Source organism: Bifidobacterium ramosum (assembly GCF_009299505.1).
In the GTDB taxonomy this organism is placed as follows: Bacteria; Actinomycetota; Actinomycetes; order Actinomycetales; family Bifidobacteriaceae; genus Bifidobacterium; species Bifidobacterium ramosum.
In genome coordinates, this window is sequence record NZ_WBSM01000001.1 from 135,602 (window position 1) to 160,972 (window position 25,371).

Here is a 25,371-nt window from a genome sequence, read left to right on the forward strand (position 1 = left end):
GGGAAAGACGGCAAGGAGATCATGATGAGACGACATTCCTTGAACGGGCCGTGGCACGGTCTTGCGGAACGGCTGTTCATCGCGTCGGCGGCGGTGCTGTGCGTCGCCGTTGCCTGCATCGGCGCGGGATCGTGCGGTGTGCCGCAGGCCGCGGCGACGTTGACGGGCGACGAATCGATGGCCATGACGGGCGTCGTGAACGACGGGTCGGCCGACGGCGGATCGAATGACACGACGGACGATACGACGGACGAACGGTCGATCATGCCGATGGCGATACTCGACGCGCCGCCGGAGGAAGGATGGCTGAAGTTCTATGATCGCAGCGGTGTCGAACAGACCGCCCTGCACATCACCATCGCCAGCCAGACGTCATACCGGATGCCATCCGTCGCCGGCATCCGACACGATGATCATGCCGGCGCCGGACTGACCGGCGACGCCGATTGGGTGGCGATCGGCTGGATCATGCAGGGATTGACGCTCGGCGCGCCCTGCGAGGCAAGTCTGGGTGTGGAAGTGTGCGCGATCTCGGATCTGGGAGGACTCGCCAAAACCAACAACGGCGAGAACGGCGCGCTGACGATGCGCCGATCACGGCCGGGCGAGGTCATCAAGGCGCCGCTCGCCAACGGCAGCGGCCTGCGGTGGAAGATGTGGCACAAAAGCTACGCCCTTTACGCGCAGCAGGTGCGGTATGCGCCCAACGGCGGCACCGGCAGTATGAACTCCACCGCACCGGACACCGACGGCAAGAACCTCAACGGCACGAATCTCGCCGACGGCGGCATCTACCACCACGCATACGCCATGCTCGCGCAGAACCGGTATACGCGGCCCGGGTACCGGTTCGTCGGATGGAAAGCCCGGCAATCCGGCTCGGGAACCCGTCAGCCCGGCGACCGGGTGATCGTGACGATCAGCAGGGAGGCACCCGGCCTCGAGTCGGCGATCTACGACGCGCAGTGGGAGCGGCTCGTCGACCGCACGGTCACCACGATGCCGGCGACCGGCGGCGTCGGATTGACGGGAGCCGGCGCGGCCGGCCTTGGCTTCGCCGGGGTGGCCTGCGGTTCCGGCGTGATGTTGCTGCATTGCTGTACCCGACGCCGCGACGAGGAGCATGACGATGTGTGCAGTACCACTGATGACGGGCTCCGGGGTTGATGCAACGGCGCATGGGGCGACCGGTAGGACCGGCGGCGGTGCGCCCGGCGCGACGGATGCCAGAGCGACCGTTGCACCGGCCGGCGGCAGCGCCGTTCTCGAGACGGCACGTCGACGATGTGCGTCATCCCCCGAGACGTGGCGGACCATCCTGTTCGGCCGGGAACAGGTGCCGTCACGCAGGGCGCGCACCGCACGTCGCCGTCTCCGGGCACGTCGACGCCGACAGGTCATCCGCCTGACGGCAACCTACGTCGCGGCCATGACACTCGGCATGGGAACGTTCGTCTGGATGGCGGTCACGCAGGCAAACGCGAACCAGGCCGCCGTCGAACAGCTGGCCGCCGCGCAATCCTCGGCGATGCAGGCACGTGCCGCGTCGCTACGTGAGGACATCGCGAAGGCGAGGGCATACAATCGGCGGATCGCCGCGACGCCGCAGGTCATCGGCGAGGCGTTGTTCGACGGCGAATCGCCCGCGGGCGACTTCTCGTTCCGCGACGACGCCGAATACCATGCCATCCTCGATCTGGGCGACGGCATCATGGGCGCGCTGCGCATCCCCAAGATCGGTCTGACCCTGCCCATACGCCACGGCGCGGACGACTATGTGCTGGCAAACGGCGTCGGGCATCTGCACGGCACGTCGATGCCGGTGGGCGGCGCATCCACCCACACGGTGCTCACCGGTCATCGCGGATTGGCCGATAAGGAGCTGTTCACCAGACTCGACGAGTTGACGGCCGGCGACCCGTTCTACCTCGAATTGGGCGACGGCACGGTGCTCGCCTACCTCGTGCACGATATCCGCGTGGCCGAACCGCATGATACGGCGATGCTTGCGGTGCGCCACGACGCCGATCTGGCGACATTGGTGACCTGCACGCCGGTCATGCTCAACACCCACCGGCTGCTGGTCACCGGGCGGCGCGCCAGCATGCCCGATGTCGCCCCGCCGCCCGAGGAAGCGCCCGGCGACCGTCATCCGAAAGCCGTATCCGCGGCGGCCAGCGGCGGGTGTCTGACGGTCGGCTGGGGATCGACGGCGGTGACCGGCGACGGAATACGACGACGCGCGGCATCACCGCCACGACACGAAAGGAGCGGATTGACATGATCGACCATGACGACCACCGCCGCATCAGAATCCGCCGTCGGATGGCATTCGACCGGGAAACACGCCGATGGCAGGAGGAGACGCATCGCATGCGCCTGGCCGTCGCGGCCTGCTGCCTTGGCATGGTGTTGGCCATGCTGATGGCGTTCGCCGGGCCCGCGGGACGGGCGTTGGCACGCGAGGAATCGTCCGGCTGCCGGTCGCTCATGGACTGGCCGGTGGCCGAGCCGGCCGTCATCGCGGAGTTCGAAGGACCGCCGCAGCCGTGGATGTCCGGCCATCGCGGCATCGATCTTACCGCACCGGTCGGCACGATACTGCTGGCACCGGCCGACGGCACCATCACGTTCACCGGGACGGTCGCCGGCAAAGCCGTGGTCAGCCTGCGCACCGGCGCCTCGACGCTCACGTTCGAACCGGCCGACACCGATCTCGGCATCGGTGCGGCGGTGCGACGCGGACAGCCGTTCGCCGTCGCGGCGGAAGGTTCCGATCACTGCGACGGCAGATGCGTCCACTGGGGTGTCCGCCGCGGCGCGACGGACTACATCGACCCGCGTTCGCAGGTGACCGACCGTCGCATCGCGCTCAAGCCGATACGGTCGCCGTCATGATGGGCGGCTGGCGCGGGGTTGTTGCATAACCGCACTAAGATCGGTGACAGCTACCGTCCATGGAGAAAGGCGACATCATGCGTAAGGAATACACGCGTCCGCTGGAACAGCCGATCGACGACGACAAGAACCTGTTCTCGATACTCATCGAGCGCGCCGAACGTACGCCCGACGACCCGCTCGTCGAATACAAGGACGAAACCGGCACATGGCGGTCGTTCACCGCCGCGGAATTCCGCGACAAGGTCATCGCCATCGCCAAGGGCCTGATCGCACGCGGCATCATGCCCGGCGACAGCGTATCCGTCATCGCGCACACCTGTTGGCAGTGGACGGCCCTCGACATGGCCATCATGTCGATCGGCGCGCTCACCGTGCCCGTCTACGAAACGAACTCGCCGGCGCAGGTCAGCATGATCTTCAACGACTCCAACGTGCGCATGGCGTTCGCCGAAGACGACGCGCAGCGCGACAAGATCGAATCCGTACGCGACCAATGCCCCGACCTGCGCGACGTGTACGTAATCGACTTCGGCGCGATCGACACCATCGAAACCTATGGCCATGCCGTCACCGATGCGGAGTTCTGGGAGCGCGAACGCGCCGTGCGCGGCGACGACCTCGCCACCATCGTGTACACATCCGGCTCCACCGGCACGCCAAAAGGCATCGAGCTGAGCCACCGCAACTTCGTATTCATCACCTATTCCGGCGTGCGGACTATGCCAGACATCGCGATGAAGCCGAACCGCCGCCTGCTGCTCTTCCTGCCGCTCGCCCACGTGTTCGCCCGCTACATGCAGTTCTTCTGCTTCGCCGGCAACGTCACGCTCGGACTGTCCAGCAACCTCAAGACCATCCTCGCCGACTTCCACGCGTTCAAACCGACATTCATCCTCGCCGTGCCGCGCATTTTCGAAAAGATCTACAACGCCGCCTCGCAGAAGGCCGGTGCGGGATTCAAGGGCCGCGTGTTCGCCGGCGCCACGCAGGCCGCACGTGATTGGTCCCGCGCACAGCAGTCCGGCGAACCGATCCCGTTCGCGCTCAAGGCCAAGCACGCGCTGTACGACCGGCTCGTCTATCGGTCGATCATGGACGTGTTCGGCGGTCATGTCGAATACGCGGTGTCCGGTGGCGCGCCGCTCGACGCGTCCATCGCGCATTTCTTCAACGGCGTCGGCCTGCCGCTGCTGGAAGGCTACGGCATGACCGAAACCTGCGCACCATCCAGCGTCAACCCCACGTCCGGCTATAAGATCGGCACGATCGGACTGCCCATGCAGGGCGTTACCATGGGCGTCGACGATGACGGCGAACTGTGCGTCAAATCGCCGGCGGTCTGCGTCGGCTACCACAACCATCCCGACATCACCCGGCAGCAGATCGTCGACGGCTGGCTGCACACCGGCGACCTCGGTGCGATCGACGACGAAGGCTTCGTGTCGATCACCGGACGCAAGAAGGACCTGATCATCACCGCCGGCGGCAAGAACGTGTCGCCGGGAGAGCTCGAAGCATCGGTGATGACCTCGCCAGTCGTCGACCAGTGCGTCGTCGTGGGCGAGCGCAAGCCGTTCGTCGCCGCCATCATCTCGCTGGACCTCGCGGAGACGAACACCTGGCTGCGCTCACAAGGCGCGGAGCCGGTCGCCGACCTCGCCGAGGCCGCGACGAATCCGATCGTGCATGCGGAGGTCGAGCGTGCGGTCAACAAGGCCGACGAACTGGTGTCGCGCGCCGAATCGATTCGCAAGTTCGAGATCGTTCCCGACGCCTTCACCGAGTCCAACGGCATGCTCACGCCGAGTCTCAAGGCCAAACGGCAGGTCATCACCGACCACTATCGCGATCTCATCGACAACGTCATCTACGGCAGCAAGCGGTGACGTGATTTCGGTGGTTCCGACCTCAACCTGTCGACCGCGACACGCCGAGGTCGACAGACCGGCGAAGATCTTGTAATATCGCAACTCGTGCTTCGATGAGAAACACGAACGGCCCCGTAGCTCAGTTGGTTAGAGCGCCGCCCTGTCACGGCGGAGGTCACCGGTTCAAGTCCGGCCGGGGTCGCCATAATGAAGGTCCTGTGAGACATGTCTCACAGGACCTTCATCGTATGTGCCGCCGTGCCGTTAGTAGTCAATTTTCCCTTCTCCTTAACGGACATACAGCCGATACGCATGCCCGAATCGGCTGTATGTCCGTTAAGGAGAAAAGGGAACGATTCCAGATCAACGCTCATAAGTACCGGCGAACATAAACGTCAGTATCCATAAACGTCAGTATCCATAAACCTCAACGGACATACAGCCGATTGCGGTGTGCGTATCGGCTGTATGTCCGTTACCAGAGAACAAAAGGGGAGGAGCGGAAGCGGCTACTTCACCAGATCGGTGAGCTCGCCGAGGTTGAGCTCGAAGCTCACGCCGCGTTCCTCGAAGTTCGGCTGGTGGCGCGTGCTCTCCATCGCGTGGCGCACGAACTCGCCGGCGATGCGTGCCGACTCGGCGAGCCCGCGACCGGCCAGCACCGCGCCGCACAGCGCGGAAGCGAACGCGTCGCCCGTGCCGTGGATCATGTACGGCAGCTTGTCATGCGCCAGCTCGACCTTGCCGGCCACGCCGGAGGCCGCACTCGCCACGTAGTTGACGATCTTGCCGTCGCCGTGGTCGATGCCCTTGAGCACCACGTTCTTCGCGCCGAGCTCCAGCAGCGCGCCCAGCAGCTCGTCCACGGTCGCCTCGTCGATGTCCTGACCCGGATAGTCGCGCTTGGTCAGGATCGATGCCTCGGTCAGGTTCGGCATGAGCACGTCCGCGCCGTCGGCCAGCGCGCCCATCGCCTCGCACAGCTCCGGCGTGTACGTCGGGTACATCTGGCCGCCGTCGCCCATCACCGGGTCGACCAGCCGCAGCGCGTGCGGATACTCGCGGTACAGGCGCTGGATGATCGCCACCTGATCGGGGGAGCCGAGGAAACCGGAATACACTCCGTCCAGATCGACGTTCTCCTTTTGCCACGCGTCGAGGTAACCGGACAGGATGTCGGTCGTGTCGTGGAACGTGAACACCGCGTAACGGGTGTGCGCGGAGAACAGCGCGGTCGGCACCGGGCACACGTCGCAGCCGGCGGCCGACAGGATCGGGATCGCCGCGGTCAGTGAGCACTTGCCGTAGCCGCACATGTCGTGCACGGCCGCCACGCGCGGAATGTACAGCGGATCGCGATCGTACAGCACCACGTCATCAGTCATGGGAATCGTCCTTTCGTCCATACCGCACCGGATACACCGGCGCGGCTCGTCGCCTATCGACTGACTTACGACTGTAGCCGCTCGTACGGCCGTTCGCGGACGTCATGTCAGCAATGTGATACGTGGACGGCCGCGATGACGCGACACGCCCGGCGACGACCGTCCGCGACCATCGGACACGTGGATCGCGTGCACGTCTCCGCCGGCGTGTCGGACGGTTTCGGCGACGGATTTCGACGTCTCCGATATGCCGTAAGGCCAATGATCGCAAGGGCTTTGAAGGGGCTATAGGCAACCGCGATAACGTCCGGCTTGCGCCGCGCCCCGCCGTCCTCGTATGGTCATAACCAACACCTCGCCAACCGCCGCACACGGCAGGCGGGTGGCGATCAGAACACCGCAACCGAACAACCCCACCGAAGGAGCACATCATGACCGACCCGAACAAGAAGTACCGTTTCGAGACCCTGCAGCTGCACGTCGGCCAGGAGCAGGCCGACCCGGCCACCGACTCCCGCGCCGTCCCGATCTACGCGACCACCTCCTACGTCTTCCACAACTTCGACCACGCCGAGGCCCGCTTCGGCCTCGCCGACCCGGGCAACATCTACGGCCGTCTGACCAACTCCACCCAGGGCGTGTTCGAGAACCGCATCGCGGCCCTCGAAGGCGGCACCGCCGGCCTCGCTGTCGCCTCGGGCGCCGCCGCCGTCGAATACGCGGTGCGCAACATCACCCAGTCCGGCGACCACATCGTCTCTTCCAAGAACATCTACGGCGGCACCTTCAACCTGCTCAAGCACACGCTGCCGCGCGACGGCATCACCACCACCTTCGTCGACCCGGAGGTCCCGCAGAACTTCGAGGACGCCATCCAGGAGAACACCAAGCTCGTCTACTTCGAGACCTTCGGCAACCCGAACGCCGACCTGCCGGACTTCGAGGCCATCTCCGCGATCGCCCACAAGCACCACCTGCCGGTGATCGTCGACAACACGTTCGCCACCCCGTACCTGTTCCGCCCGCTCGAGCACGGCGCCGACGTCGTGGTCGAATCCGCGACCAAGTTCATCGGCGGCCACGGCACCACCCTCGGCGGCGTGATCGTCGAAGGCGGCAAGTTCAACTGGGCCGAAGTGCCGGGCAAGTTCCCGACCCTGACGGAAGCCGACCCGTCCTACCACGGCCTCAACTTCTACGAGGCCCTCGGCGGCGCCGCGTTCGTGACCCGCATCCGCGCCATCCTGCTGCGCGACACCGGCGCCACCCTGTCCCCGTTCGCCGCGTTCCTGCTGCTGCAGGGCACCGAGACCCTGTCGCTGCGCGTCGAGCGCCACGTGCAGAACGCGCTGAAGGTCGTCGAATACCTGCAGACCGTGCCGGAGGTCGAGTCCGTCTCCCATCCGTCCATCCCGGGCCGCCGCGACCACGCGCTGTACGAGAAGTACTTCCCGAACGGCGCCGGCTCCATCTTCACCTTCGACATCAAGGGCGGCAAGGACGCGGCGCGCGTCTTCATCGACAACCTGCACCTGTTCAGCCTGCTCGCCAACGTGGCCGATGTGAAGTCCCTCGTCATTCACCCGGCCTCCACCACGCACTCGCAGGAGACCCCGGAGGAGCTCGAGGATCAGGGCATCCACCCGGGCACCATTCGCCTGTCCATCGGCACCGAGAACATCGAGGACATCCTCGACGATCTCAAGGGCGGCTTCGAGGCGGTGCGCGCCTCCGGTCTCGCCAAGTGAGCCTGAGCGGCCGATACCGGATAGGTAGATAGAACGAGGCGGTGACCACGGAAATCGTGGCCACCGCCTCGCGTCGTTGACGGCCGTCTACGGTCCGTCGTTTACGGCCCGGCCGGACTCAGCCCGGCAGCTCCAGCTCGCCGAGCTTGTCGGTCAGCTTGATGTTCTCGCTGTAGTCGACCGGGCAGGCGATCACGTGCACGCCGCCGTCGGCCATCATCGCCGCCTCGATCGCGGGTTTGAGATCATCGGCCGACGAGACGAGATGACCATGCGCACCGAAGCTCTCGGCCAGTTTCACGAAGTCGGGATTATTGAAATCCACGTCGTCGTGATGCCCGTTGTGCAGGTCCATCTTCCACTTGATCAGGCCGTACGCCTCGTCCACCCACACGAGGATCACGATGTGGCATCCCAACCGCACCGCCGTTTCGATCTCCTGCATGTTCATCATGAAGCTGCCGTCGCCCATCACCGCGAGCACCGGACGGCCGCGCCGGGCCAGTGACGCGCCGACCGCGCCCGGCAGCGTCCAGCCCATCGTCGACAGGCTGTTGTCGATGATGCACGTATTCGGCAAATACGTCGGATACAGTCGCGCCATCCACATCTTGAGCGCGCCGGTGTCCACGAGCGCCACGTCGCTGTCGTTCAGCGCGCGCCGCGTATCGTAGACGACGCGCTGCGGCTTCATCGGGAACGAGTCGTCGTCCTTGCGGGACTCGAATTCGTGCGTGAGCAGGCCGCGGATGTCCGATTCGGAGTTCTCGAACGTGACGTCGCGTTCGCGCAGCGCGTCGATCAGCTGCGTGAGCGTGGTGTCGATGTCGGCCATGATGTTCAGCGTCGTCGTGTAATGCGCGTCCGTGTCCTCCACGAACGTGTTGATGTGGATGATCTTCTTGTCGTTCTTCGGGTTGATCTTGACCGGGTCGAACTGTTGGATCGAAAAGCCGATCGCGATGATGAGGTCGGCGTCGTCGAACGCGAAGTTCTCATAGTCGTGGCGCATGAACCCGACCACGCCGAGCGCGTTGCGGTGCCGGTCGGAGAACACGCCCTTGCCTTCGAACGTGGTGGCCACCGGCACGTTGAGCTGCTCGGACAGCACGCGCAGCTGATAGTCGGCGTGCGCGCGGCTTACCCCGTTGCCGGCGAGGATGATCGGATGCTTCGCCTTGGCGATGATGTCGGCCGCGGCCTCGATGTCGGCGGGCGTCGGCACGGTGTGCACCTGCAGCGCGCGGCTGAGCGGCTCGGCGTCGGCCGGCGCGGGCTGTTCGGCGATGTCCTCGGGCAGGATGATGCAGGTGGCGGCCGGACGCTTGCGCTGGGCGAGCGCGAACCCCTTGCGCATGGTTTCGGTGACGGCCTGGGGGCTGAGGATCATGTTCGTCCAGCGGGTGATCGGACGGAACACCGACACGAGGTCGATGATCTGATGCGACTCCTTGTGGATGCGGCTGACGCTGCCCTGCGCGCACAGGGCGACCAGCGGCGTGTTGCTCGCGTTCGCGCACGCCACCGGCAGCGTGAGGTTCAGGGCGCCCGGGCCGAGCGTGGCGAGGCACACGCCGGGCTTGCCGGTCAGATGCGCGTAGGTGAGCGCCATGAAGCCCGCGCCCTGCTCGTGGCGCGTGACGACGAAGCGGATATGCCCGTCGCGTTCCAACGCCTCGATGAACGGGATGTTCTCCTCGCCGGGGATGCCGAAGATCACCTCGACGCCCTCCTGCACGAGGCATTGCACCATGAGGTCGGCGACGTTGCGCTGATGATGGCGGTCGGCGCGCGGACGGGTCGCGGCTGCGGTGTCGTGGGACTGTTCGTCGCCGTCGCGATCGAGACCGTCGCGCAGGCGCGACTCGATGCGGGCGAACAATGATTCGTTATGTTGTGTCACGAGTGCATGAGTATAGCCATGAGGATGATCGAAACGGTGTCATGGACGACATACGGCCGTAACAATGACGGCGGCGCTCGTCGGTTCATCCTTGGGGATGATGCCGACGGCCGCGTTTCCGTCTGCCGCACGATGTCGGCGGCGGACGATCCCTGCGACGATGGAACCATCATCCGATCATCATGCGAGAAACGAGGAATCATGGAAGGTATGGTCACCACGGCCGCCAATCCGACCGCCATCGAGGCGATCGACCTGATCAAGGACTACGGGCAGGGCGACACCGCCGTGCACGCACTACGCGGCGTCAACGTGCGCTTCGAACAGGGCAAATTCACGGCCATTATGGGCCCGTCCGGATCCGGCAAATCCACGCTCATGCACACGCTCGCCGGACTCGACTCGGCGACATCCGGCCGGATCATCTTCGACGGCGCCGACATCACCAAGATGAACGACAACCAGCTCACCCTGCTGCGGCGGCACAAGATCGGCTTCATCTTCCAAAGCTTCAATCTGCTGCCCATGTTCAGCGCCGAACAGAACATCCTCATGCCGCTGACGCTCGCGGGGGAGAAGCCTGATCGCCGCTGGTTCCGCCAGCTGGTCGAGACGCTCGGACTCAAGGACCGGCTCAACCACCGTCCGAACGAGCTGTCCGGCGGCCAGCAGCAGCGCGTCGCCATCGCGCGTGCGCTCATCGCCAAGCCGTCGCTTGTGTTCGCCGACGAGCCGACCGGCAACCTCGACTCCGTCTCCAGCGCGGAGGTCCTGAGCTTCCTCAAGCGTTCGGTCAAGGAACTCGGCCAGACGATCATCATGGTCACGCACGACGCGGTGGCCGCCTCCTACGCCGACCGCGCGATCGTGTTCGCCGACGGCCGCATCGTCGCCGACGTGCCGCATCCGAACGCCGAGCAGATGAACGAACTGCTCATGGCCGAACGCGAACGCGCCACCCGCGCCGCCATCTGATCGAAGACCAAGGAATCCCATCATGTTCTCCATCACGCTCAAACTCATGAAGAAAAGCGCGCGGATGCTCATCCCCGCGGGCATCGCGATCCTCATCGGCACCGCGTTCATCTGCGCCACGTTCCTGTTCTCCAACACCATGACCGACGCGCTCGGCCGCCAGCAGACCGGCGGCTACGGCGATGCGAACACCATCGTCACCATCGACTACGACGCGTTAGGTTCCGCGACGAAAGAGGAGCGGGACGCCGCATACTCGACCACCGTCAACGACTTCCATCTCGATCAGCTGGCCGCGATCGACGGTGTCGACGGCGTGCGTGCCAACACGATGACCGATGTCATCGTCGTCAACGGCGACAAGAACGTCAGCGGCCTCGCGCTCGGCACCGCCAAGGACGCGCGGCTGCTGCCGGTCAGCCTTGCGGACGGCGACCTGCCGGCCGACAACGGCGAGATCGCCTTGCCGAAGTCCGTCGCAAAGCAGCTCGGCGTGACGATCGGCGACACGGTGACGCTCAGCTCGCGCAGCCTGCAGGAAGAGGCGAGTGCGAACACCGGCCGGTCATCCGGCAACATCAGTGTGCGCGTCGTCGGCCTGACCGACGATCCGAACGGCGTGTACGGCTCCTACGGCGGTGCGTCCGTGATCTCGAACAACGTCATGGCCGCCCTGCAGGTCGTCGGTGACTTCTCGCAGGTGCGTACCAGCCAGCTGTTCCTCGACCTCGCCGGCGGCGGCAACGGCACTGACGGCAGTGTCACCGACTCCGCCAAGGCGCAGGCCACGGCCGACGAGATCGCCAAGCTCATGCCGAAGCATTACCGCATCCTCTCGCGCGAGGCCGCCAACCGCGAGGCCATCAAGGCGCTCAGCGCGGACGGCGGTACCGACATCACCACCACGTTCCTGCTGAGCTTCGGTGTGCTCGCCATGTTCGTCGCCGCGCTCGTCATCGCCAACACGTTCCAGGTGCTCGTCGCCCAGCGTCGCCGCACGCTCGCCCTGCTGCGCACGATCGGCGCGAAGAAAGGACAGCTGTACGGCTCCGTGCTGTTCGAGGCCGGTGTGCTCGGTCTCGTCGCGTCCGTGCTTGGCGTGGCGCTCGGCTGCGCGCTGATCGGTGGATTGTGCGCGTCCGGAGTGATGGCGTCGACCGGCATGGACGCGCGGTTCGTCGTCAGCTGGCAGGCGTTCGTCGTGCCGATCGCGTTCGGCATCGTCATGACCGTGCTCGCCTCGCTCGGCTCCGCACGCTCCGCGACATCCGTGACTCCGCTCGAGGCGCTGCGGCCGATCGAACTGACCGACACGCGCCGAGCCGGAATCGTGCGTGGCATCATCTCCGTGCTGCTCGTGCTCGCGGGCCTGGCGATGGCGTCGTTCGCCGCATGGCAGATGAGCCAGTCGATCGCCGGACAGTCGTCCATGGTTACCGACGCATATTCCACCGTGCTGCTCATGGCCATTGCCGGATGCGCGCTGATCTTCCTCGGTCTCGTGCTGTCGGCCGTGTTCTGGCTGCCGGTGCTCATGCGCGGCGTGGGCGCGCTCGTCGCGCTCGCCGGGCCGTCGGCCAAGGTCGCGCACGCGAACATCCAGAAGAACCCGCGCCGTGTGGCCGCGACCGGTGCCGCGCTGCTCATCGGCGTGACGCTCGTGGCGACCATCGCGACCGGCGCGACCAGCGCCAAGCAGACGATGGGGGAGGCGCTCGACAAGCGGTTCAGCGTCGACATGATCGCCGACGGCGCCGATATGACCGACGCGCAGGCGGCCGATGCGGCCAAGATCAAGGGCGTTGCGGCGTCCGTGTACGCGCCGACCGTCATGAAGTACGCGACCGACAAGAACGGCGACGACCTGTCCGTGCTGCTGGTCGGCGTGAATGATGCGGATGCGCTGCGTTCGGTGATGAAGGCCGATCTCAAGAACGTCACGATCGGCGACGGTACGGTGCTCATGCCGAAGTACGACGTGTTCACCGGCAAGACGATGGCCTTCGACGGCGATACGGTGACGTTCGCGGACATGACAAGTGACTCCGGCAACTCCGGCGACGGCACGGCAGTGACTGACGGCAATGCGTCGGCCGAATCGTCCGGCAAGACGCTCGCGCTCAAACCGACGTACGTCGACTACCGTCGCGTGTCCGAAAACTACAACGCGGTCGCGTTCGTCAGCGCAACGCACTTCACGAACGGCGACCTCAAGGCCACAGGCCACATGATGCTCATGAAGATCGACGCGGACGCCGCCGGCGTCGCCCTGAACGACGTACTCACCGACATACAACAGACGTTCACCGCCAGTTCCGGCGTGCAGGTGACCGGACCGATCGCCGAACGGTCACTGTGGGAAACGATGATCAACGGCCTGATGGCGCTGCTCGTCGGCCTGATCGCGGTCGCCGTGCTCATCGCGCTCGTCGGCGTGGCCAACACCTTGTCGCTGTCGGTCATTGAACGCACCCGTGAATCCGCGACCCTGCGCGCCATCGGCATGACGCGCGGCCAGTTGCGCCGCTCGCTCGCCGTCGAGGCACTGCTGCTCTCGCTCGTCTCCGGCGTAGCCGGCGTGCTGCTCGGCACCGCGTTCGGCTGGCTCGGCTCCTACATGGTGTTCAGCCTGTACGGCGACGTGGTCTTCCCGTTCGACTGGGTCGGCAACGGCATCATGCTTGGCGTCGCGGCCATCGCCGCACTCATCGCCAGCATCGCTCCCGCCCGCCGTGCCGTGAGCACGCCGCCGGTGGAGGCCTTGGCCGAAGCCTGACGGCTTGACTTGAGCCTTTGGGGCGGCCAGAGCCGCTCGCTTCGCCTACAAACGATCCACTGGGCCGTTTGCTGAACGGCTCAGCCCGGCGAGGCTCTCGCCGAAGCCTGACGATGCACGGATGCGGGCCCGTGGCATAGCCGCTGGATGCATCGCCTCACGGGATGGAATATCGGTGCGATATGCCATCCCATGATCGGCATTCGGGTCACGCGATGGCATATCCTTCGTGATTTCCATCGCGTGACCCGTTTTTTCGTGGTATCGAGGTCACGCGATGGAGAAACCAGTCGTTCCGCCATCGCGTGACCGCGCTGTCTCTCACGCGATGGAAAATCTGGTCGGATTTCCATCGCGTGACCCCGTATCTGTCCGTATTCGGGTCATGGGATGGCATATGCCGTCGGATTTCCATCGCGTGACCCTGCACCCATCCGTATCGAGGTCACGCGATGGCATATCCACGGTTATTTCCATCGCGTGACCTGGGTCTCGAAGACGATCTGATCACGCGATGGCGAAAACGTCCGAATTTCCATCGCGTGACCGATGAACGTCGGATATGAGATCACGCGATGGCAAACCGGGGCGATCTGCCATCGCGTGGTCTCATATCCCGGCGCGTCTAACGGAACCTATGATTCACACGATCCCGTTGTCGTAGGCGAAGACGACGGCCTGCACACGGTCGCGGGCGTTGATCTTGGCGAGGATGTGCGCCACATGCGTCTTCACGGTCGGCAGGCTGATGAACAGTTTGCTCGCGATCTCCTGATTGCTCAGCCCATGCGCGATCTCGACGAGGACCTCGCGCTCGCGGTCGGTGAGCAGTTCCAGTTCCGGATCGGTGTATGCGGGGCGCCCGGATTGCGGCGGCACGGCGACGCCCGATGTCGGTGCCGCCAGCGCGTCGGACAGTGAACGATCCTTCGTATACCCGTCCTGCATCATCTTCTCGATCAGCCGCTTCGTGGCCGACGGTGCGATGATCGCATTCCCGTTGAACACCGTGCGGATGGAGCTCAGCAGCGTCTCCGGTTCGGTGTCCTTGAGCAGGAACCCCGACGCGCCCGCGTTGATCGCGGCCATCACGTATTCATCCAAGTCGAACGTGGTCAGGATGATCACGCGCGTCGGTCGTGCGCCGTCCACAGTCTGCAGCGAACTGATGCGCCGCGTCGCCTCGATGCCGTCCATGCCGGGCATACGCACGTCCATGAGCACCACATCCGGATGCGCCGACTCCGCCAACGCCACGGCCTGCGAGCCGTCGCCGGCCTGCCCGATCACCTGCATGTCCGTCTGGGAGCCGATCACCATCGCGAATCCGGCGCGCACCAATTCCTGGTCGTCGGCGATCACCACTCGAATCCTGTTCTCACTCATGATTCCCCACTGTATTCGTTGCTCGGTAAGACGGAAGTGGGCGACACCCTGATTCTTCCCTGAATCCACCAGAGACCATGGTGGTGGTTGTTGCTCGCCGACGGCTCCGTCAGCGAGCGACAACCACCACGCAGGAAAGGGCCTATGTCCGAGACGTCCCGGCGAGCTGTTCGTCGAGCGAGACGGCCGGGCGCAGTTGCATCGCCGGCTGGGCGTGATCGTGTGCGTGCGCCTCGTCGCTGAATCCGGTCTCGCGCAACACGCTCAGCAGTTGGCGCATATGCTTGAGCGCGATACGCCCCTGCTGTCCGATCGCCGCGAACGCCGCCGCGATCGATTCGGCGGACGGCTCCTCGCCGCGTGCCTCGGCCTCGTCCAGCATGCGGATGCCGGCCACGGCCCGGTCGATCACCAATGTCAGCGTTTCGCTCACCTCGGCCTGGATGCTCGCGCTGATCCGGTCGCGTTCCATGTTCGCCGCCAGCACCTTCTGCTTCGCCTGTTCGGCCTGCAATGCCTCCTCGCGCGCCTGCAGCACCAACGCGTTCGCGCCGCTCGACCGCTGCCATCGCGCCAGCAGAATCGTGCCCACGCACATCGCGCCGACCATGCCGGCCCACATCGCCGCCTCGACCAGCATCCTCAGTGGCGACCAGCCGTTCGCACTGTAATCCGCGGAACGCAGCATCCAATGCAGCACGCTCGCATACCCGTAATCGCTCACCAGCACCTTGAACCCGAACAGGGCCGCCACGCCGATCGAAGCCACGCCGGTCCATCGCCATGCGGTCGGCCGGCCGTACAATACCGCCGAATACAATGCGCACAGCGCGAACAGATTCGAGAGCAGCACCGGCTCGAACACGACCAGCTGGAACGAGGACACGATCACGACCGCAAGCGCCGCGCCCTCGGGGAACCGGCGGCGGAAGCACAGCGGCAGCATCGTCGTGATCACGATGAACCGGCCGACCGCAAGCTCGCCGGTGATGCCATCCAGATAGCCGTCGAACATCGAGATGGCATTGACGCACATGATCGCGGTGAGCAGCAGCGTGCCGATGATGTCGGTCGCCAGATAATGGCGTTCGGTCCACTGCGACAGCCGTTCCACCCAGTTGAACGGTTCGCCGTTCGCCAGCACGGCCTGCGCGATCGGCTTGGAACGCAACCGGTCGCGCAACTGCGCCCACGTGGGGATCTGGGGGAGCGCGGGATCAGGAAGATGTCTCCGCTCGCTGCGCTCGGTCGACATGACCGTAGGGTTGGTTTGCTTGGTCGGCATGACCGGGGAGTCGATCTGCTTGGTCGGAACCGCAAGGAAGGAAGATTGCCGGGGCGGTGCGACGGCGGGATCGGACTGCATGGCCGAATCGGGATCGTCGTACGGTTTCGCGGCGGCGGTGCCGAGCGGTATGACGGCGTGGACGGCGAATCCGCCGCCGACCTGTGGGCCGGCCGTCACCGTGCCGCCGGCCGCTTCGACGCGCTCGCGCATGCCGAGCAGCCCGTAGCCCGGCTGATGCCCGTCCAGCGTGGCCGAGGCGCCGCGGCCGTCGTCGGTCACGGCGATCTCCAGCGACCGGTCGGTCCACCGCTCGCTGATGACGACGTGCACGTTCGGGCCGGCGTACTTGCGCACATTGGTCAAGGATTCCTGTACGAGATGATAGACGGCCGTGCTGGCGGCCGCGGTCAGCAGGTCCGGTCGTGCGGTGCCGTCGACGCGGCGCGTGATCGTGCCGTCGGCGGATGATGCGGGCGTGGCTGCGGATGATGCGGGTGACGTCGATGACGGTGATGATGCCGACGGTGCCGTAGCCGACGATGCGGCGGCCGCCCGCGCCTGATCGACCAGCGCGTCGATATCCGCATAATCCGCATGGGCGGACCCGCCGAACACGCCGAACAGCCGCTTCATATCATGCAATGCGCGTTCGGACTCGTGCCGGATCGTCTCCATTGTGCGCCGCGCCACGGCCGGATCATGCGCGCCCGCGTACCGTCCGCCATCCGACTGCACGATGATGATCGACAGCGTGTGCGCCACCACGTCGTGCATGTCGCGTGCGATGCGTGCGCGTTCCGCCAACGCCGCGATGCGACGCTCCTCGGCCTCGCTCGCCTGCAACGCGTCGTTGCGCTCCTGCATCATGCGGATCGTGATGAGTCGCGCCCGCTGCCAGAACGCGGCGATGGCGGTCGCGACGATGCATGACAGGATCGAGACGGCATAGATCGCCGTCTGCTGCATCAGGTTCTGCGCGCATTGGCCGGTGAACTGGCCGTCCGCATAGACGAGCCAGCATTCCGGCATGCCGTTCAGATCGACGCTGCTGATATCGGTGGGTCTCATATACGGTTCGAAATACGGGCCGACGAGCGACGACCATGCGATGACCGCGCTCGCCAGCACGCCGAGCGCCGAGGCGAGCACGATGAACGCCTTCGTATTGCGCGGGTTTCCGTAGACGATCACCGAATACAGCAGCAGCAACGACAGGAAATCGGAGAACACCATCGACGGTCCGGCGATCAGCTGGAGCACGGCCATCGCCGCGAACGCGAGCGCCGAAGCCTGCGGCCAGAACCGTCGGGTCGCCGCCGGCACCGTCATCGCCGTCGACCAGAACACCTGCGGTCCCATGCCGTACGACAGGAACAGTCCGGGGAACCCGCTGCCGGTGGAGCCGAACAGCAGTCCGAAGACCAGTGCCAACATCACCGCGGTGATCGAATCCATGGCCAGCATGCGGACGCGACGGTTGCGCGTCAGCCGGTTCCATGCCGTTCGTAGTCGTTGTCCGATACCCATAGCCGACCAGCCTAGCGCGCCGGCCGTCCGTACGGCCATCGTGCGTGGGGATGAGCCGTGTGACGGCCACGCCCGGTTCGGTGTCGTGCACCCGTGATTCGGACGTGCCCGACGCGTACGATGGACGGGGAGATATCAGCGGAGACGTCGGGAGAAAGGGACCATATGACGTTGCTTGCCGAATACTACGTACCGGGTCTGCATGTGGAGGACCGTTCGATCAAGGTGCCGCTCGACTGGACCGGCCACGAGCCGGGGCAGGGCTTCGACGGCGAGTCGATCGACCTGTTCTACCGCGTGGTCACCGCACCCGAGCATGTGCACGACGACCTGCCGCTGCTGGTCTTTCTGCAGGGCGGTCCCGGTGGCCCGTGCCCGCGTCTGATGGGTCCGGATCATGAGATGTGGGTCAAGGACGCGTTGAAGCGCTTCCGTATCGTGTTGCCCGACCAGCGCGGCGTCGGCCGGTCGTCCGCCATCGATTCGCACGTGATGGCGCGATTCGACAGTGCCCGCGCGCAGGCCGACTACCTCAAGCGGTTCCTTGCCGGATCGATCGTGCGCGACTTCGAGCACCTGCGCCGCACCGAATTCGGCGGGCGCAAATGGGTGTCGCTCGGCCAGAGCTACGGCGGCTTCCTGACGTTGTCGTACCTGTCGCTGTACCCGGAGGGACTGCTCGCGTCGTTCACCACCGGTGGCATCCCGTATGTCGCGGCCGACGCCGACGCGGTGTACCAGCACACGTTCCCGCGCATGATCCGCAAGAACGAACAGTTCTACGAACGGTACCCGCAGGACGTGGAGCGCGTGGCGGCCATCGCCGACATCCTCGACTCGAGCGACGTGCACCTGCCCAACGGCGACCCGTTCTCGGTGCGCCGCCTGCAGCTGCTCGGCAGTGATTTCGGCATGAAGCCGAGCTTCGAACGGCTGCACTGGCTGCTCGACACCGCGTTCGTGGACGGCGACGGCGGCGCCAGCCGCGGCTCGTACCTGACCGACGGCTTCCTGATGGGTGTGCTCACCAGCACGCAGACCTACAACAAACCGTTGTATTGGACGCTGCAGGAGTTCATCTACGCGAACGGCGACTGCAAGCCGATCCGCTGGGCCGCGCAGCGCGAGCGCGACAGGCATCCGGAATTCGATCCCGCGCACCGGCCGCTCATGTTCACCGGCGAGGCGTCGTTCCCGTGGATGTTCGAAGAGGGCGGCGCGCTCATCCCGTTCCACGATGCGATGGACCTGCTCATGGAGGACGGCCACTGGGACACGATCTACGATGTCGACCAGCTGGCCCGCAACGAAGTGCCGCTGCAGGCCGCCGTGTACTACGACGACATGTACGTGGACTCCACGCTGCAGCTCAAGACGCTGTCGAACATCGGCAACTCGCACGCGTGGGTGACCAACGAGTACGAGCATGACGGCGTGCACAGCAACCATGTGTTCCAGCGCCTGTTCAACGAGGCCCTCAACCGCGGCGACCTCGAGGCGTTGTTCTAGCCCTATTGGTTAACGGACATACAGCCGATTTTGGGCCGGCAACGGCTGTATGTCCGTAAGGGATTCGCCGCGCGGATACGAGGAACGTTCCTCGACGATATGGCTCACCAACCTCAACGGACATACAGCCGTTGCCGGCCCACAATCGGCTGTATGTCCGCTGAGGGGAGCGACGCCGTCCGTCTCGTCTGGGCCGTCCGAGGCGGGACGCTCCTCACCATCTCAGCGCAGGGCGAGGTCGATCCAGCGGCGGTCGGGGGCCGTTTCTGCGACGCGGGCGCCGACCGGACACGATTCGCCGAACACCGGCGGGCATGCCGTGGTCGTCACGTCCGGCCGGAACTCGCCGTAGATCGCCGACACCAGCAGCGTCGCCGCCAGTGCGCCCACGCCGGTCAGATTGTTGGTGAACGTGGCGATGGTCGGATGCGTCGCATAGGCCACGCTGCGGTTGTCGTGGCCGACGACGGCCACGTCCTCGGGCACGCGCAGTCCGCGGCTGCGCAGCAGTTCGATGGCGCCGCGCGCCACCAGATCGTTGACGCAGTAGATGCCGTCGATGCGGTTGCCTGCATCGAGCAGCCGTTCGGTGGCGATGACGCCCCAATCCTGCTCCCAACTGCCGAACTGGATCGGTGTGACCGGCGTCAGTCCGCGGTCGCCGAGCTCGCGCAACGCCCCGTTGATGCGGTCGGTGCTCGCCGCCCAATGCTCCTCCGCCCCGATCAGCGCGATACGCGTGCACCCGTATGCGATCAAGCGTGCGATCGCGTCGCGTCCGGCGCGCACATTGTCGGCGACGACCGAACAGTCGCCGGGATCACGCGACGGAGCATACGCGTACACCGTCGGCAGTCCCATCGTGACCCGGTCGCGCAGCGACGACCGCGCATCGGTGTTCGATCCGGTCAGGATCAGCCCGTCGATGCCGTGCGAGGCGATGCGGTTGATCTGCCGCTCCTCCAGTTCCGGATCCTCATGCGTGTACAGTACCGTCGCGCAGTAGGCGGTGGTGCCGAGCGCCTGCTCGACGCCCTCGAGCAGATCGGTGATGAATGAGCTTTTGAGGTCGGTGGTGGCCACGGCGATGATCCCGGTACGGCGCGGCGCGTGCGCGACGGCGGATCGCCGGTAGCCGAGCTCATCGGCGATGCGGCGGATCATGCGGCGCGTCTCCGGTGCGATGCGTCCCGTGTCGTTGAGTGCTTTGGACACGGTGGCCGGCGAGACATGGGCCGCCTCGGCGATCCGCCGGACGGTGACTTTGGCGGGCCGCCGGCCCGCATCCGCACGATGCTGCTCCATGCTTCGCATGATAGCCGCGGTATTGCCGGTCGTCGTCCCGCGTCCGGTTTGAGAAACGTTTCCCTTTGCGTCGGATACGCCGGCGGCGCGTCGACGGACGTCATATATTCGTGAGCACACGACCGCACGGCACCGACGCCGCCGGTCGCAACGCGACGACAAGGAGCGATGATTCGATATGACCAGATACCAATCCTTCGATCTCAATCAGGTGACCATCACCGGCGGCGTGTTCCGCAGACGGTCCGACGCGGTGCGCCGCTTCCTGCTGGACTTCGACATCGACCGGCTCATGCACACCTTCCGTCTCAACGCAGGACTGCCGTCCACGGCCGAGCCGCTCGGCGGCTGGGAAGGCGAGCAAGCCGGCATCCGCGGCCACTGCGTGGGCCACTACCTGTCGGCCGTGTCCAAGTACTACGCCGGCGACCACGACCCGGCCTTCAAGGACAAGGCCGACCGCATCGTCTCGATCATGGGCCAGTGCGCGCGCGACGACGGCTATCTGAGCGCGTTCCCTTCCGAGGTGCTCGACCAGCTTGAACTGTGGGAGAACCACGGCGTCGAGGTGCCCTATTACACGCTGCACAAGATCATGCAGGGGCTCCTCGACGCCTGCCGGTACGTCGGCAATCGGCAGGCGCTCGACCTTGCGCTCGGGCTGGGGCATTACATCGGCCGGCGGTTCGAGAAGCTGTCGGCATGGAAGACCGACGGCGTGCTGCGCGCCACCAAGGTCGACCCGACCAACGAATTCGGCGGCATCGGCGACGCCCTGTACACGCTCTACGATCTGACCGGCGACGAGGCCATCCTGCGCACCGCGAAGCTGTTCGACCGCGACTATTTCATCGGCGCGCTCTCGCGCGGGGAAGACGTGCTCGAAGACCTGCACGCCAACACCCACCTGCCGATGATCATCGCCGCCCTGCACCGCTACCGCATCACCGGCGACATCGCGTACCTCACCGCGGCGGTCAACGGCTACCGGTTCATCGCCGGCCGCATGTTCGCCAACGGCAACACCAGTTCGAAGGCGACCCACCCGGATCCGAACGCGATCTCCGAGCGCGCCGAGCACTGGGGTCCGTACGGCGATCTGAGCGAAGCGCTCACCGGCGGCGAAAGCGAATCATGCTGCGCCCACAACCTCATGGCCATCGTGCAGACTCTGTTTGAGATCACCGGCGAAGCGACGTACCTCGCCGAACTCGAACGGCTCAAGTTCAGCGCGGTGGTCAACTGCATCGACGAGAAGTCCGGCCAGTCGCTGTACCACCAGCCGATGGGCGTCGGCGTGCACAAGAAATTCGGCCGGCCCTACCTCGATTTCTGGTGCTGCACCGGCACCGGCATGGAGGCCGGATCGCAGATGCAACGCGGCATCTGGTTCCATGGCGCCGATCAGGACGGAACCGCGCCGACGATCCTGCTCGCCGAGCTGATCCCTTCACGCCTGGACTGGGCCGACGACGGCGTGCGGCTCACACTGACGACCGACTGGCCGAACGACCCGTCCGCCACGATCGACGTGTCGCTGGACGCGCCGAAACGGCTCACCCTCGCGCTCGCCGCCGACCGGATCAGCGGAATCGCCGTGGAACACGCGGATGGCAGCCGGGCGGAGAGCACCGACATCGTCGAGCGGGTGAGCGACGGACTGTACCTGTTCACCGCCGACCTCCGGGACGGTGACCGCATCGCACTCGACCTGCGCGCCGACCTCACGCTCGTGCCGCTCATCGGCGACGCGAACCGGCAGGCCATCCGCTACGGCAACGTGCTGCTCGCCGCGCTCGGCGACAACGCGGCCATCGGGCCGATCAGCGAGAGCGAACTGACCGCGTCGACCGTCAAACACCCGGACGAGCGGTACGGTTCGGTGTTCGACCTGCATGCGCCGCACGCGCCGCACGACCTCACGCTGCAGCTGGTCCCCATCTATACGATCGACGACGAGACGTACTCGGTGTACCTCGACACGGCGCCGGACGCCGCATCCGCATCGGCCGGCGATCCCGGCGAGGCCGCGATCAAGAGCACCCTCACCCCAACCCACCAGTGAGCCGCATCACGGCCCGACCATCGGATTGCGCACCCGGTCCGTCACCGTCGACGGCCGGTGCGCACCATCACAGAAAGGAATATCATGGCACATTCATCGGATGACAAGTTCACCCCCGAGCAGATGAAGGAGGTGGAGCGGCTGCGCGCCGACCACGGCTTCATCGGGCACCCCAAGGCCATCGGCACGCTGAGCATCATGCAGCTGTGCAACGGCGTCGGATCGTCCGTCGTCAACGCGATCCTGATCTACTTCCTGATCAAGCAGTCGCCGGTCGGCCTGGGCTTCAGCGACAGCGACGCCTCGCAGCTCATGTCGCTGTTCTCCACGCTCATGCTGCTGTGCGGCATCGTCGGCAGCTACGTGGCCGACCGCATACTCGGGCCGCGCACCTCGCTGCGGTGCGCCAGACTCGCCTCGCTGGTCGGCTACACGATGCTGGCCCTGCCGTTCCTGGGCGTGTACGGCTACGTCGGCAGCCAGATCGTGCTGTGCCTCGGCTCCATGGTGGCCGGCCGCAGCACCGAGGCGCTGGCCAGCAAGATGTACCGCAAGGGCGACGAGCGCAGCACCGCGGCGTTCAGCATGCTCTACATGCTTTCCAACGTCGCCGGCATCTTCGCGCCGATCATCGTCGGCACCATCGCCGACGTGTTCGGTTACTACGCATCGTTCGCCGTCGCGGCCGTGTTCGCGCTGGTGGCTCTGGGCGTGTACGGGCTGACCGAGAAGAAGTTCTTCGGGCCGGTCGGCCTGAAGCCCGACGACCCGGTGCCTCCGGCCAAGCGCAACGCCTTCGTGCTGCGCCTGGTGCTCATCATCGTGGTGGTGCTGGCCGTCATCGGCGTGCTGTTCGCCGCCGGCGTGCTGAGCGTCAAGACCTTCTCGAACTACGTGAGCACCGCGGCCATCTTCATCCCCGTGGTCTACTTCATCTACATCTTCAAGAGCAAGAAGACCTCGCGCGTCGAGGCCCGGCGCCTGCTCGGCCTGATCCCGCTGTTCCTGTGCAACATCTTCGCGATGTGGGTGTGGACGCAGTGCATCTCGATCCTCGCCGTGTACACGGACAAGGGCGTGAACCGCATGTTCCTCGGCTTCGAGATCACGCCTGCCGCCTTCCAGACCTGGGGCTGCATCCTCGCCGTCTCCTTCGGCGCGCTGACCACGCTGCTGTGGACCAAGCTGGGCGACCGCCAGCCGAAGGCGCCGACCAAGCTGGGTCTCGGCACGCTGCTGTGGGCCGCCGGCCCGGCGTTCATGGCGATCCCCTTCGCGCTCAACCAGGGTGGCAAGGACAGCCCGCTGTGGCTGCTGATCTTCTGGGTGCTGATCATGCTCGGCGAGGCCATCACCTCGTCGGCCGGTTACGCGGCGGCGGCCGAGGTGGCGCCGGTGGCGTTCACCACGCAGATGATGACCGTGTGGAGCATGTCGCAGTCGACCGGTGCGGCGCTGAACACGCTGTCGGTGAACTTCTACCACGAAGGCGGCGAAGTGCCCTACTTCCTGACCATCGGCGGCACCACGGCCCTGCTCGGCGTGCTCGTGCTGGTGTTCTCCAGGAAGATCAGCGGGGTCATGACCGGCGCGAAGGAGTAGTTGGCGGCTGGCATGGCTGAGTAGCCAATATCGTAGACCGGCGTTCGTGACTGGCGCCGGACTCTGACAGACGAGGGCGCGGACGGATGTCCGTGCCCTCGCCGCGTTATGGCGTGCCGTGCGCAGGGGAATGAGACCGGCTGGCGGCGTGGGCAGCCATGGCCTAGACTCGACGTCGGAACATCCCCGCGACAAGGAGCCACTATGAGCAATCTCACCATCGGGTTCATCGGATACGGCAACATGGCGCAGGCCATCGCGCAAGGACTGGTCGATGCCGGCGTCGTGGCGGGCGGCCATATCGTCGCCTGCGCGGCGCACTACGACAAGCTCGAGCGGACCACGGCGACGATCGGCGCGCGGCCGCTGCACAGCGCGACCGAGGTCGCCGTCGCGGCCGACGTGGTGGTCGTCGCGATCAAACCGTATCAGATCGAGTCCGTGCTCGGCCCGATCGCCGAGGAACTGGCCAAGCCGGACAAGATCGTCGTGTCGATCGCCGCCGGCTGGGATCTTGCGAAGTACCGCGCACTGTTCGGCGACGCGGCCGAGCGCATGCACATCCAGTGCACGATCCCGAACACGCCGATGGCCGTCGGCAAGGGCGTGCTCGTCACCGAGACCGACAACACGCTCACCGACGCGCAGACGCGGACGTTCGAGGAGCTGTTCGCGCCGATCAGCCTGATCGAACGCGTCGACACCGCGCATATGAACATCGCCATGTGCATCGCGGGCTGCGCGCCTGCGTTCACCGACATGTACCTTGAGGCGCTGGGCGATGCGGGCGTCAAGTACGGTCTGCAGCGCGCCACCGCCTACCGTCTGGCGGCGAAGATGATCGAGGGCGTGGGTGCGCTCTACATGGCCACCGAAACGCATCCGGGCGCGATGAAGGACGCGGTGTGTTCGCCCGGCGGCACCACGATCCGCGGCGTCGCCCAGCTCGAGAAGGACGGCTTCCGCGGCGCCGTCATCAACGCCGTCGACGCGATCGAGGCATAACATCAACAGACATGCAGCCGATTTTCCGGCGAAAACGGCTGCATGTCCGTTGAAGTTGAGGGGCCATATCGCCATGGAACGCTCCGAAGCGCCTACGTGCTACTCTCCTAACGGACATACGGTCGTTT

At 65.6% G+C, this 25,371-nt stretch carries 16 protein-coding genes and 1 tRNA gene; 12 read left to right on the top strand and 5 right to left on the bottom strand.

Annotated elements, in window-relative coordinates; all coding sequences use genetic code 11:
* The first annotated feature begins 21 nt into the window (after positions 1-21).
* From DSM100688_RS00555 to DSM100688_RS00575, 5 genes are all read left to right on the top strand, one after another.
* The gene (locus DSM100688_RS00555; RefSeq protein WP_152357239.1) at positions 22-1,167 is read left to right on the top strand and encodes a hypothetical protein; all 1,146 of its coding nucleotides are present in this window, start codon (positions 22-24) and stop codon (positions 1,165-1,167) included.
* A gap of 262 nt (positions 1,168-1,429) precedes the next feature.
* Complete coding sequence (locus DSM100688_RS00560) at positions 1,430-2,284, top strand: class C sortase (RefSeq protein ID WP_275575896.1); 855 nt, start codon at positions 1,430-1,432, stop codon at positions 2,282-2,284.
* Positions 2,281-2,898 (top strand): M23 family metallopeptidase, encoded by a 618-nt coding sequence (locus DSM100688_RS00565; protein WP_152357241.1) that lies wholly within the window; start codon positions 2,281-2,283, stop codon positions 2,896-2,898. Before DSM100688_RS00560 ends, DSM100688_RS00565 begins: the two co-directional genes overlap by 4 nt.
* A gap of 77 nt (positions 2,899-2,975) precedes the next feature.
* Entirely contained in the window at positions 2,976-4,787 is a 1,812-nt protein-coding gene (locus DSM100688_RS00570) for an AMP-dependent synthetase/ligase (protein ID WP_152357242.1), read from the top strand.
* A 110-nt stretch (positions 4,788-4,897) separates the two neighbouring features.
* Positions 4,898-4,974: transfer RNA gene (locus tag DSM100688_RS00575), tRNA-Asp, on the top strand.
* Positions 4,975-5,278: 304 nt separating this feature from the next.
* Here DSM100688_RS00575 and DSM100688_RS00580 read toward each other — a convergent pair.
* Positions 5,279-6,154 carry a pyridoxamine kinase gene (locus DSM100688_RS00580; protein ID WP_152357243.1) on the bottom strand — a complete coding sequence of 292 codons (876 nt, stop codon included), beginning with the start codon at positions 6,152-6,154 and terminating at the stop codon, positions 5,279-5,281.
* A gap of 431 nt (positions 6,155-6,585) precedes the next feature.
* Between DSM100688_RS00580 and DSM100688_RS00585 the strand changes: the two genes are divergently transcribed.
* On the top strand, positions 6,586-7,902 hold the full coding sequence (locus DSM100688_RS00585; RefSeq protein ID WP_152357244.1) for an O-acetylhomoserine aminocarboxypropyltransferase/cysteine synthase family protein: 1,317 nt from the start codon (positions 6,586-6,588) through the stop codon (positions 7,900-7,902).
* A 118-nt stretch (positions 7,903-8,020) separates the two neighbouring features.
* On the opposite strand, the gene DSM100688_RS00590 is transcribed toward DSM100688_RS00585, so the two are convergent.
* Entirely contained in the window at positions 8,021-9,760 is a 1,740-nt protein-coding gene (locus DSM100688_RS00590; protein WP_420837467.1) for an acetolactate synthase large subunit, read from the bottom strand.
* A gap of 246 nt (positions 9,761-10,006) precedes the next feature.
* Here DSM100688_RS00590 and DSM100688_RS00595 point away from each other — a divergent pair, with 246 nt between their 5' ends.
* Together DSM100688_RS00595 and DSM100688_RS00600 are read left to right on the top strand one after the other, a co-directional pair.
* Positions 10,007-10,780 (top strand): ABC transporter ATP-binding protein, encoded by a 774-nt coding sequence (locus DSM100688_RS00595; RefSeq protein ID WP_152357245.1) that lies wholly within the window; start codon positions 10,007-10,009, stop codon positions 10,778-10,780.
* A gap of 22 nt (positions 10,781-10,802) precedes the next feature.
* A complete protein-coding gene (locus DSM100688_RS00600; RefSeq protein WP_152357246.1) occupies positions 10,803-13,556 on the top strand; it encodes an ABC transporter permease in 2,754 nt (917 codons plus the stop codon).
* A 642-nt stretch (positions 13,557-14,198) separates the two neighbouring features.
* Here the strand turns inward: DSM100688_RS00600 and DSM100688_RS00605 are convergent.
* Both DSM100688_RS00605 and DSM100688_RS00610 read right to left on the bottom strand, forming a co-directional pair.
* Positions 14,199-14,942, bottom strand: a complete 744-nt coding sequence (locus DSM100688_RS00605) for a response regulator (protein WP_152357247.1) — start codon at positions 14,940-14,942, stop codon at positions 14,199-14,201.
* Positions 14,943-15,084: 142 nt separating this feature from the next.
* Positions 15,085-17,757: a sensor histidine kinase gene (locus DSM100688_RS00610; RefSeq protein WP_420837464.1), complete on the bottom strand. Its 2,673-nt coding sequence runs from the start codon at positions 17,755-17,757 to the stop codon at positions 15,085-15,087.
* Between the two features lie 165 nt (positions 17,758-17,922).
* Here DSM100688_RS00610 and DSM100688_RS00615 point away from each other — a divergent pair, with 165 nt between their 5' ends.
* Complete coding sequence (locus DSM100688_RS00615; RefSeq protein WP_152357248.1) at positions 17,923-19,266, top strand: alpha/beta fold hydrolase; 1,344 nt, start codon at positions 17,923-17,925, stop codon at positions 19,264-19,266.
* A 222-nt stretch (positions 19,267-19,488) separates the two neighbouring features.
* Here the strand turns inward: DSM100688_RS00615 and DSM100688_RS00620 are convergent, their stop codons facing one another.
* On the bottom strand, positions 19,489-20,571 hold the full coding sequence (locus DSM100688_RS00620; protein WP_163146752.1) for a LacI family DNA-binding transcriptional regulator: 1,083 nt from the start codon (positions 20,569-20,571) through the stop codon (positions 19,489-19,491).
* A gap of 178 nt (positions 20,572-20,749) precedes the next feature.
* Between DSM100688_RS00620 and DSM100688_RS00625 the strand changes: the two genes are divergently transcribed.
* From DSM100688_RS00625 to proC, 3 genes are all read left to right on the top strand, one after another.
* Entirely contained in the window at positions 20,750-22,636 is a 1,887-nt protein-coding gene (locus tag DSM100688_RS00625; RefSeq protein ID WP_152357250.1) for a beta-L-arabinofuranosidase domain-containing protein, read from the top strand.
* 84 nt (positions 22,637-22,720) lie between these two features.
* Positions 22,721-24,238 (top strand): peptide MFS transporter, encoded by a 1,518-nt coding sequence (locus DSM100688_RS00630; protein ID WP_204316607.1) that lies wholly within the window; start codon positions 22,721-22,723, stop codon positions 24,236-24,238.
* A gap of 204 nt (positions 24,239-24,442) precedes the next feature.
* The gene (proC, locus tag DSM100688_RS00635) at positions 24,443-25,243 is read left to right on the top strand and encodes a pyrroline-5-carboxylate reductase (RefSeq protein ID WP_152357251.1); all 801 of its coding nucleotides are present in this window, start codon (positions 24,443-24,445) and stop codon (positions 25,241-25,243) included.
* Positions 25,244-25,371: the final 128 nt, after the last annotated feature.